Annotated in this window: 12 protein-coding genes; 5 read left to right on the top strand and 7 right to left on the bottom strand. The window is 50.4% G+C overall.

Features of this window, described 5'->3' with window-relative positions; translation table 11 throughout:
* Positions 1 to 50 precede the first annotated feature (50 nt).
* The 4 genes from metH (at position 51) to ABWV76_RS03515 (ending at position 6676) form a co-directional block, all read left to right on the top strand.
* Positions 51 to 3746: a methionine synthase gene (gene metH, locus ABWV76_RS03530; RefSeq protein WP_353375238.1), complete on the top strand. Its 3696-nt coding sequence runs from the start codon at positions 51 to 53 to the stop codon at positions 3744 to 3746.
* A gap of 4 nt (positions 3747 to 3750) precedes the next feature.
* On the top strand, positions 3751 to 3972 hold the full coding sequence (locus ABWV76_RS03525; protein ID WP_020415128.1) for a DUF2970 domain-containing protein: 222 nt from the start codon (positions 3751 to 3753) through the stop codon (positions 3970 to 3972).
* Between the two features lie 510 nt (positions 3973 to 4482).
* Positions 4483 to 6144 (top strand): nitrite/sulfite reductase, encoded by a 1662-nt coding sequence (locus ABWV76_RS03520; protein ID WP_020415126.1) that lies wholly within the window; start codon positions 4483 to 4485, stop codon positions 6142 to 6144.
* On the top strand, positions 6128 to 6676 hold the full coding sequence (locus tag ABWV76_RS03515) for a DUF934 domain-containing protein (RefSeq protein ID WP_020415125.1): 549 nt from the start codon (positions 6128 to 6130) through the stop codon (positions 6674 to 6676). Before ABWV76_RS03520 ends, ABWV76_RS03515 begins: the two co-directional genes overlap by 17 nt.
* A gap of 47 nt (positions 6677 to 6723) precedes the next feature.
* Here the strand turns inward: ABWV76_RS03515 and ABWV76_RS03510 are convergent, their stop codons facing one another.
* The gene (locus ABWV76_RS03510) at positions 6724 to 7338 is read right to left on the bottom strand and encodes a TetR/AcrR family transcriptional regulator (protein WP_353375237.1); all 615 of its coding nucleotides are present in this window, start codon (positions 7336 to 7338) and stop codon (positions 6724 to 6726) included.
* 114 nt (positions 7339 to 7452) lie between these two features.
* Here ABWV76_RS03510 and ABWV76_RS03505 point away from each other — a divergent pair, with 114 nt between their 5' ends.
* Entirely contained in the window at positions 7453 to 8187 is a 735-nt protein-coding gene (locus tag ABWV76_RS03505) for an SDR family oxidoreductase (protein ID WP_353375236.1), read from the top strand.
* Between the two features lie 135 nt (positions 8188 to 8322).
* On the opposite strand, the gene ABWV76_RS03500 is transcribed toward ABWV76_RS03505, so the two are convergent.
* The 6 genes from ABWV76_RS03500 to ABWV76_RS03475 all read right to left on the bottom strand — a co-directional run bounded on the left by ABWV76_RS03500 (position 8323) and on the right by ABWV76_RS03475 (position 14105).
* Positions 8323 to 9066, bottom strand: coding sequence for a sporulation protein (locus tag ABWV76_RS03500; protein ID WP_020415122.1), 744 nt, complete (start codon positions 9064 to 9066; stop codon positions 8323 to 8325).
* Positions 9067 to 9784: 718 nt separating this feature from the next.
* Complete coding sequence (gene gad / locus ABWV76_RS03495) at positions 9785 to 11158, bottom strand: glutamate decarboxylase (RefSeq protein WP_353375235.1); 1374 nt, start codon at positions 11156 to 11158, stop codon at positions 9785 to 9787.
* A gap of 297 nt (positions 11159 to 11455) precedes the next feature.
* On the bottom strand, positions 11456 to 12259 hold the full coding sequence (locus ABWV76_RS03490; protein ID WP_020415119.1) for a class I SAM-dependent methyltransferase: 804 nt from the start codon (positions 12257 to 12259) through the stop codon (positions 11456 to 11458).
* A 35-nt stretch (positions 12260 to 12294) separates the two neighbouring features.
* Positions 12295 to 12663, bottom strand: a complete 369-nt coding sequence (locus ABWV76_RS03485) for a SpoIIAA family protein (RefSeq protein WP_020415118.1) — start codon at positions 12661 to 12663, stop codon at positions 12295 to 12297.
* Between the two features lie 73 nt (positions 12664 to 12736).
* Entirely contained in the window at positions 12737 to 13285 is a 549-nt protein-coding gene (locus ABWV76_RS03480; RefSeq protein WP_020415117.1) for a hypothetical protein, read from the bottom strand.
* Positions 13286 to 13640: 355 nt separating this feature from the next.
* A complete protein-coding gene (locus ABWV76_RS03475) occupies positions 13641 to 14105 on the bottom strand; it encodes a hypothetical protein (protein WP_353375234.1) in 465 nt (154 codons plus the stop codon).
* Between the last annotated feature and the right edge of the window lie 71 nt (positions 14106 to 14176).

Here is a 14176-nt window from a genome sequence, read left to right as displayed (position 1 = left end):
TGTGCTAAGATTGATGGCTCTCACGCCATCGACAACATAAGGATTGGTATATGTCCGAGCAGTCCCGTGATCAACGTCTAGAGCAACTAAATGGCACGCTCGCACAGCGCATCCTGATTCTGGATGGCGCCATGGGGACGATGATCCAAAGGGAAAAGCTGGAAGAAGCCGATTACCGAGGTGAGCGTTTCGCCGACTTCCCCCGCGACCTAAAGGGCAATAATGACCTATTGAGCCTGACCCGCCCGGAGCTGATTGAAAAGATCCACCGGGAGTACCTGGAAGCCGGCGCAGACATTATCGAAACCAATACTTTTAACGCGACCCAGCTGTCCCAGTCAGATTACGATATGGAACACTTGGTGGTGGAGATCAACCGAGCTTCCGCAGAGATTGCGCGCCGCGCAGCGGATGCACTTTCCACCCCAGAACGCCCGCGCTGGGTAGCCGGCGTAATCGGCCCCACTTCCCGTACCGCCAGTATTTCACCAGACGTCAATGATCCCGGCGCACGCAATGTCACTTTTAATCAGCTGGTAGAAAATTATGTAGAAGCGGGCCGCGCCTTGATTGATGGTGGCAGTGACCTGATCTTAATTGAAACCATTTTTGACACCCTCAATGCCAAGGCAGCCATCTATGCGATGCAGCAGCTCTTTGAGGAGCTGGGTTTCGAATTGCCGATTATGATTTCCGGCACCATTACCGATGCCTCCGGCCGCACCCTTTCCGGCCAGACTACCGAAGCTTTTTACTATTCCGTTGCCCACGCAAAACCGATTTCTGTGGGGCTTAACTGCGCCCTGGGCGCCACCGAATTGCGCCCTTATGTGGAAGCCTTGTCAGGCGCCTGTGCCTCTTATGTCTCCGCCCACCCCAACGCGGGACTGCCCAATGAATTTGGCGAATACGACGAAACCCCGGAGCAGACCGCCGCAATCGTAGCGGAATTTGCCCGCAGTGGATTTATCAATATCCTCGGCGGCTGCTGCGGTACCACTCCAGATCATATCCGCGCAATTGCCGAAGCGGTGGCCGATTTGGCCCCACGACAATTGCCAAAAATTAAACCCGCACTGCGTCTATCAGGCCTGGAGCCATTTGTCGCCGATGAAAATGCCCTATTCGTCAATGTGGGCGAGCGTTGTAACGTCACGGGCTCCGCCCGATTTAAGCGCCTGATCCTGGAAGAGGATTACGACACCGCCTTGCAAGTGGCTGCTGCACAGGTGGAAGACGGTGCACAGGTGATCGACTTCAATATGGATGAGGCGATGCTCGACGCATTTGCCGCTATGCGCCGGTTCCTCAATCTTGCCGCTACCGAGCCGGATATTGCCAGGGTGCCATTTATGGTGGATTCCTCCAAATGGGAGGTGATCGAGGCCGGACTGCAGTGTATTCAGGGCAAGCCCATAGTGAACTCCATCAGCCTCAAGGAAGGCAAAGAGGAGTTTATCGAAAAGTCCCGGCTGTGCCTGCGCTATGGTGCGGCTGTGGTGGTGATGGCTTTTGATGAAGATGGCCAGGCGGACACCTTCGAGCGAAAAATTGAAATCTGTAAACGCAGCTACGATGTGTTGGTGGATGAAGTCGGCTTCGATCCCACCGATATTATTTTCGACCCGAATATTTTCGCCGTCGCCACCGGCATAGAGGAACACAATAATTACGCGGTGGACTTTATCGAAGCCTGCCGCTGGATTCGCGCAAACCTGCCCGGTGCCCAGATCAGCGGCGGCGTATCCAATGTTTCCTTCTCCTTCCGGGGCAACAACCCGGTACGTGAGGCCATCCATTCCGTATTCCTGTTTCACGCCATTAAAGCCGGCCTGAATATGGGTATCGTTAATGCCGGCCAGCTGGCGGTTTATGACGAATTGCCGGAGGAACTGCGAGACAAAGTCGAGGACGTAATCCTTAACCGCAGCCCGGATGCTACTGAGGCCCTGCTGGAAATCGCTCCCAAGTACCAAGGCGATGGTGGAGGAGCTGCGCGCAAAGAGGACCTGAGCTGGCGCCAACTGCCCGTGAACGAACGCTTGGCACACTCCCTGGTAAAAGGCATAAACAACTACATCGAGGAAGATACCGAAGAGGCCCGTGCCAACTCCTCACGCCCGCTGGATGTGATCGAAGGCCCGCTGATGGATGGCATGAATATCGTCGGCGACCTGTTTGGTGAAGGGAAGATGTTCTTGCCCCAGGTTGTGAAATCCGCCCGGGTAATGAAACAGGCGGTAGCCTACCTACAACCGTATATTGAAGCGGAAAAAACCGAGGACAGTCGCTCCAACGGCCGCATCCTGATGGCTACTGTTAAAGGGGATGTGCACGATATCGGCAAGAATATCGTGGGAGTCGTGCTGGCCTGTAACAATTACGAAGTAATCGATTTAGGCGTTATGGTCCCTGCGGAAACCATCCTTCAAACTGCGCGGGACAAAGAATGTGACATTATTGGCCTGTCTGGCCTAATCACGCCCTCCCTGGATGAAATGGTTCACGTAGCTGCCGAGATGGAGCGCCAGGAGTTTGATATTCCCCTGCTTATCGGTGGAGCCACCACCTCCAAAGCCCATACCGCCGTGAAAATTGACCCCCAGTTTCATCGCAACCAAGTGGTGTATGTGGCGGATGCATCCCGCGCCGTAGGTGTGGCCAGCAGTCTGATTTCCGATGAGCTGCGCCCGGCTTTCGTGGAAAAGGTCCAGGCCGAATATGAGAAAGTGCGCACCCGCACCGCCAACCGCAAGCGCAATGACACCCGCCTGACCTACGAGGAGGCGCGTGACACCGCACCGGCGTTCGACTGGAAAAACTACCAGCCGGCACGCCCCAACAAGCTGGGCCTCACCGTGATCGACAATTTCCCCTTGGAGAAATTGCTCGATACTATGGACTGGACCCCCTTCTTTATCTCCTGGGATTTGGCAGGTAAATTCCCAGCGATCCTTGAAGACGAAATCGTAGGAGAAGCAGCTACCGATCTCTACAACAATGCCCAACGCATGTTAAAAGAGATTATCGATAAGAAACTATTGCGTGCACGTGCCGTATTCGGCCTCTGGCCCGCCAATAGCGTCGGCGACGATATCATCGTCTACAAGGACGAAAGCCGCAGCGGGGAACTGGCCCGCCTTCACCATATGCGCCAACAGGTACAGAAACGCGGCGGCGATGGTCTGTGCCGCTCTCTGGCGGACTTCGTTGCGCCGCTGGAATCCGGCCAAATAGATTATGTGGGCGGCTTTGCAGTAACCACCGGTATCGGCGCAGATGAGCTGGCGGAGAGTTACGAAGCCAAACATGATGATTACAACGCCATTATGGTAAAAGCCCTGGCAGACCGTATGGCGGAATCCTTTGCCGAGACATTACACCGCCTGGTCCGTAAAGAATATTGGGGCTATGCGGCAGATGAAACGCTCAGCAACGAGGAGCTGATCAAGGAGGCTTACCAAGGTATCCGCCCTGCCCCGGGCTATCCGGCCTGCCCAGATCATTCGGAAAAAGCCACTCTATTCAAATTACTACAGGCGGAGCAAAATGCAGGCGTCAGTCTTACTGAACACTTTGCCATGATGCCTGCAGCCGCAGTGAGTGGCTGGTACTTTGCCCACCCCCAGGCAAAATACTTCAATGTCGGCAAAATTGGCAGGGACCAGCTGCAAAGTCTTGCCAAACGAAAAGGTGTCAGCGAACTGGAACTGGAGCGCTGGCTACGTCCCAATCTGGAGGAGTGAGCCTATGCAAGAAAATAATAAAGAAAAGGCAGGTAAACCCGGTTTTGGCCAGATAGTGCTCAGCACTCTGGCCGCGGCAATCGGCGTTCAGAGTAACAAGAATCGACAGCGTGATTTTCAAAGCGGTAGCATGGTGAACTATGTTATCGCCGGTATTCTCTTCACCACATTTTTTGTACTGGCATTGGCTCTCATTGTGAAAACTGTTCTGGGCAATATGGGCTAAGAGCGTGGTCAGAAATCAAGCGACTACGACTAAAGAAACCGATAGGACTAGTCCGCTGCCTTTGCTAACATCCTAACAAAATGAAGGTAGGAGGCCCGGTAATGCCTAGCTCCGGGCCATTGGGTTACTAGCGGGTAGCAACCCAGAAAACACAGGTGGCAACAAAAATAGCGACTAGAGCCACGGCGGCTATAGCGTCTACAAAATTGTCTTCTTCCGGGGTAACAACTACTTCTTCATTCATCGAATCACTCCGATTGCTCATTATTGTTATGCAAAGTAGATGAGCCGCATGGAACGGCCAGTCAAGTAGAGCAAATCTCCGTTTATCGCGCAAGACAGCATATGCGAGCAATTCCTTTTCCGTTATAACCGTTGGTTACAGATATAGCGGAAAATATTGTTATTTATTGCATAAGAGCGCTGGTATGTTATGCGCCAGCGGAGATTTATCCGGGGCTCGCCCCTTTCTCCACCATCAGCGCACAAAGGCAATGGAATCAAGCTGTTATGTATCGATACGACGACCGGGATCGCGCCATCATCAACGATCGCGTGGCCCAGTTCCGCGGCCAGACGGAACGTTATCTCGCTGGCGAGTTAAGCGAGGAACAATTCCTGCCGCTGCGCCTGCAAAATGGCCTCTATATTCAGCGACTGGCCCCCATGTTACGCATTGCCGTACCTTATGGCCTGCTCAATAGTACCCAGTTGCGCCGCCTCGCTCGTGTGAGCCGCGATTACGACAAGGGTTATGCCCACTTCACTACGCGCCAGAACCTGCAGTACAACTGGCCGCAGCTGGAAGATATACCCGCTATTCTGGCCGAATTGGCCGAAGTGGAAATGCACGCTGTACAAACCAGCGGCAACTGTATTCGCAACACGACTTCAGACCCCTACGCCGGCATTGCCCTCGACGAAATCGCCGACCCACGCCCCTACTGCGAACTTATCCGTCAGTGGTCCACCTTCCATCCTGAGTTCGCCTTCCTGCCGCGCAAGTTCAAGATTGCCGTGAGTGGTTCAGAACAGGATCGCGCCGCCATCCGCGTACACGATATCGGCGTACAAATCATCAAGCGCGGCGAGGAAATCGGGTTCCAGGTGCTGGTTGGTGGCGGCCAGGGCCGCACACCGGTTATTGCCGAAACCATTCGTGACTTCCTACCTGAGGAGGACCTGCTGTCCTACCTGGAAGCCATTGTACGCGTATACAATCAGCTGGGCCGCCGCGATAACAAATACAAAGCGCGCATTAAAATCCTGGTAAAAGCCCTTGGCCCAGAGGAATTTGGCCGCCGGGTAGAAGAGGAGTGGCAGCATATTAAAGATGGTGCAGAGAAGCTGACCCAGGAAGCTTTGCAGTGGGCCAAGTCCTTTTTCACATCACCTGAATACAAAGAGTTTGACAGCGCCAGTACGCAGGACGCGCTACAGCAACAAACGGATGGCAATAAAGCTTTTGCCCGCTGGCTGGAACGCAATACCTACCCGCATCGGGTACCTGGTTACCGCGCTATCAAGCTATCCACCAAGCCCACCGGCGTACCTCCTGGTGATGTAACCGACAGCCAACTGGACGCCATTGCAGAGCTCGCCGACAACTTCAGCTTTGGTGAGGCCCGTGTCACCCACGACCAGAATGTAGTACTCGCCGATGTGGAGCAAGGCAAGCTGTATGATTTATGGCAGCAGGCGCGTAAGTATGGCTTCGCCACCCCAAATATCGGCACCCTGACCGATATGATTTGCTGCCCCGGTGGTGACTACTGCTCCCTTGCCAACGCCAAATCCATCCCCGTGGCCGAAGCAATCCAACGCCGCTTCGACGATATGGATTACCTATATGACCTGGGCGACCTGAACCTGAATATCTCCGGCTGTATGAATGCCTGTGGCCACCACCATGTGGGGCATATAGGAATTCTTGGCGTCGATAAAAAGGGCGAGGAATTCTATCAAATCCAGCTTGGAGGTAGCGCCTCCAACGAGGCAAGCCTGGCCAAAGTACTGGGCCCGAGCTTTTCCCGCGCAGAAGTCCCTGAAGTGATTGGTAAAATTCTCGACTTTTATGTTGAGCAGCGCCAAGCTGAAGAACCCTTTATCGATACCTATAACCGCATCGGCCTGCAGCCCTTCAAGGAGAGAGTCTATGCCAAAGCCAGCTAAACTGGGCCCGCAGCCGGGCAATCCCGCCGAGCTGATCCTCAATGGCGAGGTTAGCCCCAATGAGTGGCAGCTGATACCCCAAGTTGAAGCTGGCGAAGATTTTGATCTGTCTGCTTTACCCGATGGCAAGGTAATCCTGCCCTTGCGCCAGTGGAAAGATAATCAAGAAGCTCTCGCGGCTCGCCATGATGAAATCGGCGTCTGGCTTGATAGCGAGGAAGGCGCGGAGCTGATTGGTGATGGGGCTGTAGAGCTTCCACTGATCGCTATAAATTTTCCTGCTTTCGCCGATGGCCGTGGCTTCACAGCCGGCCGCCTACTGCGCGAGCGGTTTGGCTTTAAAGGCGAATTGCGGGCCGTGGGTGGTTTTATGCGGGATCAGCTTACCTACCTTCAACGCTGTGGCTTTAACGCTTATGCTTTTGAGGGTGAACAGCCCCTTGTCAGCTTAAAAGACTCCCTTAGTGATTTCGGTGACAGCTACCAAACAGGTACAGATCAACCCCTGCCAATGTTCCGTAGGCGCTTCTGAGGCAATATTTTGTAAGATCTGCCCCTGCCATCCAGCGTAGAGGCAGATCACCGCTTCCCATCCTCATTGATTCCCAGGCCACGCAGCGCAAATCCCAGGATACCCTCCAACTCAGACTTGCTCCTGCCCGACCGGGACAGGGATGCAGTGCCGTGAAGCAGAGCCACCAGGTATAAAGCCACCTTTTCCGCCTGTCGATCTAAACCCAAGTATCGGGAGTCAGCATCACTCTGAAAGAAACGCACCAGCAAACGCATATTCTCCTCATCAGCCGCTTTTAAGGCCTGTATAGCTGCCTTGGGAAGCCCTTCTCCAGCAGTCTCCGACAGACCCTGGGCCAAATAGCAGCCCTTAGGGGTCTCTTCGGCCAACTGGCCCCTGACGGTTGCAAGGAGGAAACCAGAGATCCGCTGAGTCAGCGTCAGCTTATCGTCACTTAAATAAGCCAAGCGATCTTTGGCATGTTTTTCTAAATATTGATGTAAAGCCTGCACGAAAAGCGCTTCTTTATTTCCAAAAGCAGAATAAAGACTGGGCTTATTGATCCCCATAGCCCCGGTTAAATCTGCTAAAGATGTCCCCACATATCCCTTCTTCCAGAACACTCGCATCGCAGCATCCAGTGCGCTCGGCTTATCAAACTCAAGTCTGCGCCCCGCCATAGTGAAGTCTCTTCAAAAAACCATTTGACAATATTGTACCGATCAGTACACTTCAATTCAAATCATACCGATCGGTACAGATTGAAGATAGTAATCACTCACAGGAGAATCAGGATGGGTATTTCCGTTCAAGGCAAAGTTGCACTGGTCACCGGAGCCAATCGCGGTATTGGCAAATCCATTGTGGAAACCTTTATTGAGGAGGGGGCAAAAAAAGTCTATCTGGCGGTGCGAAACCCCGGGACCACAGCTGAGTTCACTAGAAGATACGGTGCTAAGGTAGTCCCCGTGCAACTGGATGTTACGGATGGCAATGGAATAAAAGCACTAGCAAAAGAAATCCAGGACTTGGATATCCTGGTCAACAATGCCGGGGTACTAGCTCCTACGGAACCCCTTGGCGAGCAGGTTGAAGAGTCTCTGCAGCACGAGTTGAATGTAAACCTATTCGGGCTAGTAAGGATTGCCAAGGCCTTTGCACCTCAACTGGAAAAGAACCGCGGCGCACTGGTCCAATTGAATTCTGTCGTATCTCTACGTGCCTTCACCCAGGTGAGCACCTATTCCGCCTCCAAGGCCGCAAGCTACGCAATAACTCAAGCCCTTCGAGAAACACTTGGAGAGCGTGGAATACAAGTACTCAGCGTGCATCCAGGCCCGATAGAAACCGATATGGCCAAACAGGCAGGATTGGAGGAGGGAGAGGCTCCCAGTACTGTAGCCAAAGGCATTGTTGAGTCCCTCGCAAACGGGGACTTTCACCTATTCCCAGACCCTATGGCTAAGATGTTTGAGGCCGCCTATCAAGGATTCTCAGATACGATTGTCACTGCAGATTTCAGTGAATAATTGTCAAGCAAAATTAGCTAAACATTGATAACCAAATAACCCGCGATGTTTAATGACTAGCGCCTGCTATTATTAACACATCGCGGGTTTCAGCATGCAAATGTCTTAACAAATTAGAATGGATGGCACTACTAACTACAGTGTCAATATTGATTGGACAGCCGCAGTAGCTTCCTTCTCATCGGCATCGCGATGCAAGGTAAAAGAACGATATTGATCGCCTCGCAGACCAAATCTACGATCAACTTCTGCCAAGCAGTGCACCATTCCCCCCTCCAGAATAAAAGAAAGTTCAATTTCTTTTGAACTAAGAAGACCTGAATTCTTAAACTCAATCTCCTGGTAACATCCAGATTTTGAAGAAAAGTTCCCTCCCCTCAGGTACCCCTTCTCGACATCCGCTTTCACCATGCTAAATCCACCCTGCTCTATCGCCGCGATCACCTTTTCGACAACAGGTAAGGGCCGTACTTGCAGAAGATCTCTATCCTTAGGATCGAGCGCAAAATCAATATCTAACACGGTCTCTAACCAAACCCGACATTGGTTCTTGCGCGTGTTAAGTGCGGTTACCGGAGTTTCGTCATTCAATTTAAGCTCAAAGGGTAACTGCTTGGATTCATTAGCATTGATCAAAAATGGTTCCAGAGCCTGAATTTGATCCAGGACAAATTGCTGGTAACTAACGCCGTTATCATTTTCAATTTTCACCTCAGTACAGAGTTTCAAATTGATAGCATCAATCTGTTGTTCCACGTCTCCACCGGCGATATGAATGTTTCCTTTAAGGACACCGCCTTGAAGTATGCTGCTACTTTCCAATACTGTATCAACCTTTGCGGCACCAATACCCAAAGAGGCCTTTAACTTTTGAAACATGAACTTCCCCAAAACACTGACAAGTTAGAATTGATACTGAGTATTAACATGGCCTAAATACTTGGCCACAGCCCCTAATTGCACATCATTATCAGAGGCAACCCAATAATCCGATTCTGCTGAAGCATATCCTTACTCGAGATATTTCTCAATTATTGCTGTTTGCCAATCATTAACATTGCAAGCCCCGCCCCCAAAGCTGAAAAAAAGATCATATTAAGAAGCGTCCATCAACCCTATTTTTAAACTTGGATCGATATATTGAAGAAGATCGCTGGGCTAAAATTATCATTTTTTATCGTCAATCTTCCCCCCTACCGATAAAGCGCTCCAAAGATCTGATTAGCCCCACTTTTCAACCCAGCTTGCCACTAAGGCCTCAAAAATTCCACCTTTGGCATAGGGATATTTCTTAGTAGTTTTACCTTGATCACCTCAACTAAAATTGCATGTATGCCCACTGCCAAACTACGGAGTACCTGCAACTCATAGTCTGTATCCCATAATATAGACCGAATATTCAGGGCCCCAGTCTAGCGGCTATTAATGTGAGCGATGTATATATGTTGGAGTATGCTTCAATAACCTGAAGGAATGATTATTGATTATTCTTTTTAAATCCTTATAAGAAACAGATATTAAAATTTACCTCAAATATTACGTTATTTTTCTATATAACAGAGAACACCTAAAAGCAACTTTCACCCGAAAACGAAAACTAACACTTACTCGGCGCCACCTTCCGAGGGTCGTGCAGTTTCGGTGGGCTGGCATTGCCGCCGTGTTGCTTCAACCAGTTGCAGGCGTTAATGATGTCATCTGCCAGGCCATGTATTGCATTTAGATTAAGGTGTGGGCGCACCACTATTCGCAAGGTATTTACTGATTGGGCGTTTGGCGGCATCGAATAAGCTGACAGAACCCAACCCCGCTCACGGACCTTATCTGAAATATCATACTCATTAAAATTGGTAATCTTATTATTCAGAGTCATCGCCACTACCGGGATACGCTGAGTCTTGTTCATAATCTCAAAGTAGCCACTCTCAACTAAACGATTACGTAAAGTCTGAGCGTTATCCAAAGTATGCTGCATAATATCCTGGTAACCCTTAAAACCGAGACGAATAAAGTTGTAATACTGGTAGGCAACAGTGGAGGCATTGCGACTAAAGTTCAATGTGGCAGTAGGCATCTCACCACCCAAATAGTTTACATAAAACATCAAGTCCTCATCAAAAACAGCACGCTCTCTAAAAATTATCCAACCTAAACCTGGCGGCACTAAGCCAAATTTATGACCGGACGCGTTGATAGATTTAACTCTCGGCAGGCGAAAATCCCAGTGGTAATTCGGATATAAAAACGGGTTCACAAATCCACCGGATGCAGCATCAATATGCATAGGGATATCATGGCCAGTAGTTTCCTGATAACTATCTAACCAATTATGGATCGCACGGAAGGAATCATCCTCACCGGTAAATGTCTGCCCCGCAATAGCCACCACTGCTATTGTATTCTCATCTACTAACGTATCCAGGTGTTCACTGGTAAAACGGTAATGTCCAGGCTTAAGCGGGGCAATGCGTGGCTCTACATCAAAATAGCGCATAAATTTTTCCCACACAATTTGTACATTGGCACCTGTGACCAAGTTAGGCCTGCCCCCATCTTTACCTGTTTTCTCTCGCCTCTTACGCCAGCGCCATTTATGGGCCAGACCCGCCAACATACAAGCTTCTGAAGAGCCTATTGTCGCTGCACCATAGGGTTCTACATTCTTCGGGCCATTCCAAAGTTCGTGCAACCAGCGCACCATCCGTGCTTCCATAGCAAAAAGCTGGGGATACATATCATGATCGATATAATTTTTGAGATAGTGCTTTTTTGCCACTTCAAAAGCTTCGGGCTCGGTAAAGGTGGTGACAAAGGACGACAGGTTCATAGCCGGTTTGGCGTCAGACCAGGTTTCACTGGTTACAATGGATTCGGCGGCATAAGCACAAATACTGTCACGGGGAAAGTGATCTTCAGGAATATCCTCATTGTACTCATCAAAAAACAGGTCGAACGGAGACTTCTCTCTCATAGCCAACCTCCTTGCCATTAATCTGCATCAATGAAAGGCCGCTGCATATCCCCCTCTTTATACCAAGAGGGTTTTTACATATGGATGTTTTGCAACAACATAGCAGTAGAAACCAAAATGCCACCAGGCACCAAGGCAACATAGACCCTGTGACCAGCTACAACCAGCTGTTTAGGAAGGAAAAGGAGCTAGCAAATGAGAGCACCCTGCTTTTGGGTAAGACGCAATATGATATTACCTGATTCGATATTTAGCCGGTGGTTACATAAGCCGCCAGCTAAACATTCTTAAAGTGGCTTAGCCAGGAACGCCATGTTTGGTATAGATATCAAAACGTCCGGACTTACCCTCAAGCGAGAGCGTGGGCTTTTTTTCACCCAGATGCGGAGCCTGCTTCGGGCGCTTGACCACGGTACGGTAATAACAGGCCTTAAGCGCAGGCTCAAGTAAAGCATCCGCATCTTCGTCTGCTCCTACCAAATAGTGGAAAGCCACCATCTCTTTTTTTACTTTGGCACTTTTGCCCCGTGGCGGGAACATTGGGTCCAGGAAGACAACAGGCCAGGAACCTTCCGCTTGCTGTGCCAGCCAGTCAGCAGAAGAGTCTTTTCGATCAGTAAGGGACAATCGCTCAGCCACCAATATCAACTCTGGATCAAGGACTGCAGCTTCCTGCAGCCTCCTCAAGCCATCTTGCAGCAACAAATACACCACTGGGTTACGCTCTAACATCAGGACTTCACAGCCCAATGATGCCAAAACAAAGGCATCACGTCCGAGCCCTGCGGTCGCATCCAAAACACGGGGGTGAAAACCAGGCCGTATACCAACAGCTTTAGCGACTGGCTGCGCTTTACCGCCACCATATTTACGCCTGTGCGCCATAGCCCCACCAACAAAGTCCACAACCACAGGGCCCGGTGCTTTTTTTCCCGTCGCGCACAACTGTAGTTGCTCACCGCAACGTAGCACCTGCGGAAAATCACAAATTTCTGTGGGATCTTCAACACCCAGGCAGGGAAGGTCAAGTTGGTTGGAAAGTTGCTCAGCAGCGGCAAGGTAATCTTTGGCCGCCGCGATAATGGCCAATGCTGGACTCACCACTACTCCTAAAAATCGTTAGATGGTGCGTGATGCTACCCCGGATTTTCCAACCATTCCAGAGCTTCAGACTTCTCATTCGAGTTAAACGGGCGGACTTCTGCGCTGATAAAATGACAAACCAAATGCGGCATAAAACTTAAAACAGGGTTGTCGGACACCACCGCAATTTTTTGTATGTGTTTATGGTGATCGTGCACAAAACGAAAATGAGTAATCATCGCGACGAAATTTTCCCATCCAGCAAAATCCTCTGCGTCGATCATTAGTCCTTCTATTCTGCCCTGTTCCCTGATCACTGGATCTACTTGTGACGCCAGCTGATGGAAATCTTCTGCAGAAAACTTTCCCTTGGGGCGAATTTCTAGGATTTTGTGTCCCTGACACCATTTGTGCTCGATCATTCTGTTAAAATAGCTTTGGGCCGCCTAAACAGGCGACCCTCACCGATCTCCTGGTTCCTACTTTCTGTTCTATCTATTGCTGGGGCTGGCCAGAATTACTTTCCATTCCCTCATCAGTGCCCGTGTCGGTATCACCGGGATTACTTTCCATATTTTCAGCACCCTCTACTGCTTGCTGGGCTTCACTGGAGGCTTCATCAACAGCTTCACCAGCGGGGCTTGCCGTGCTCGGCTCTTCCTGTGGGGTTGAATCATCAGGATTGCCACTAGCAGTCTCTGCATCTGCTTCCCCAGGCTCCGGGGTTGGTCCGCCGCTCGAGGGAACTGAGCCAGAGCTAGTAGAAGCGCTACCCCCAGGAGGTGTGGGATCTGTCTGATCGGATTCCTGTGGCACCTGGGTATCGGGGTTACCCATGCCATCAGGTGGTGTGGTGGTGCCGTTAGGCGAAGAAGAATCACTACCACTGCCGCTACCCGACGGCGTGGAGTTATCGTTCATTTGCTCGCTCTTTGGCTGATCCATTGAGTCATAGGCTTCTTTGGCCTTGTGTTCGCCACTGCGAGACATAAAGTATCCGATGATCAGTAACAAAATGATCAATGGAATCAATAGCTTCTTCATACGTCGACCTCTCGACCCCAAGCGGTTTCTGGAAAACACTTATTGCAAGGCCGGCTAAGCGCCTGGGCTTTTGGGCCCACGGCAGTGAGCACTATAGGCTTGCCTCACACTGCATCCCTGCGGCAATAATAGCTGGCCCTAAGGCCTTTTGACGCCAGCGCCAAGTAATTCAACGCATATCGACTAAAAGAAGATGACGCCAATACTGATAAGAATAACTCGGCATTGGCGTACTTCAAGGAGGTAACCTCCACTTGGAGAGTTTGGATTGCTGTAAATAGCAGGCAACTTACAACCAACAGTTCTATTCAACAAAATTAGATCAACAAAGTTACTGGCGGCGCTCTTAAAGCACCTATCCTCGGGTGGTGAATTCATTGAGCTCTGCTAAGAGCCCCTCTGCATCAGATTCCACCACTGCGGCATCGCAACTGCGCAGTTGTAGCCGTCCATAACTATCCAGACTGGCAAAGATCAAATAACGCTCCCCTTTCTCAAGCTTGGTATCGCAAAACTCCAGCCCCAAACGAAATGTGATTTGATCTGCCACAGCCCCCTTCCATATCTGTTCAGGAACAGCCGAATAAACATAGCCTGAAATTGCTGTGACACCCGGCTCTGAGAGAGCGCTGTCTACATCCCTATGAATTCCTATAACCTCCACCTGAGCTACCACCGCCGCTTCGGTAAAACGCATCTCCAGGTTGGTAGTAGGCACACCCAATACTCCTTCTTCTGCATGTCCCATATGAGGCATCAAATTGAGGAAAATTAAGACAAATCCCAGGGAGAGCGTTATTAGGGTGGCTTGACGGGACACAGGCTTTCTCCATTATTCGTATTGTCGCTACTGTAGAAATAGCACAACCCGGAAGAACCCTATTTTGATTT

Source organism: Microbulbifer sp. NBRC 101763, from assembly GCF_040371615.1.
Lineage (GTDB): Bacteria > Pseudomonadota > Gammaproteobacteria > Pseudomonadales > Cellvibrionaceae > Microbulbifer > Microbulbifer variabilis.
Note: the sequence above shows the minus strand (reverse complement) of the source record. Positions and strands in the feature narration are given on the sequence as shown.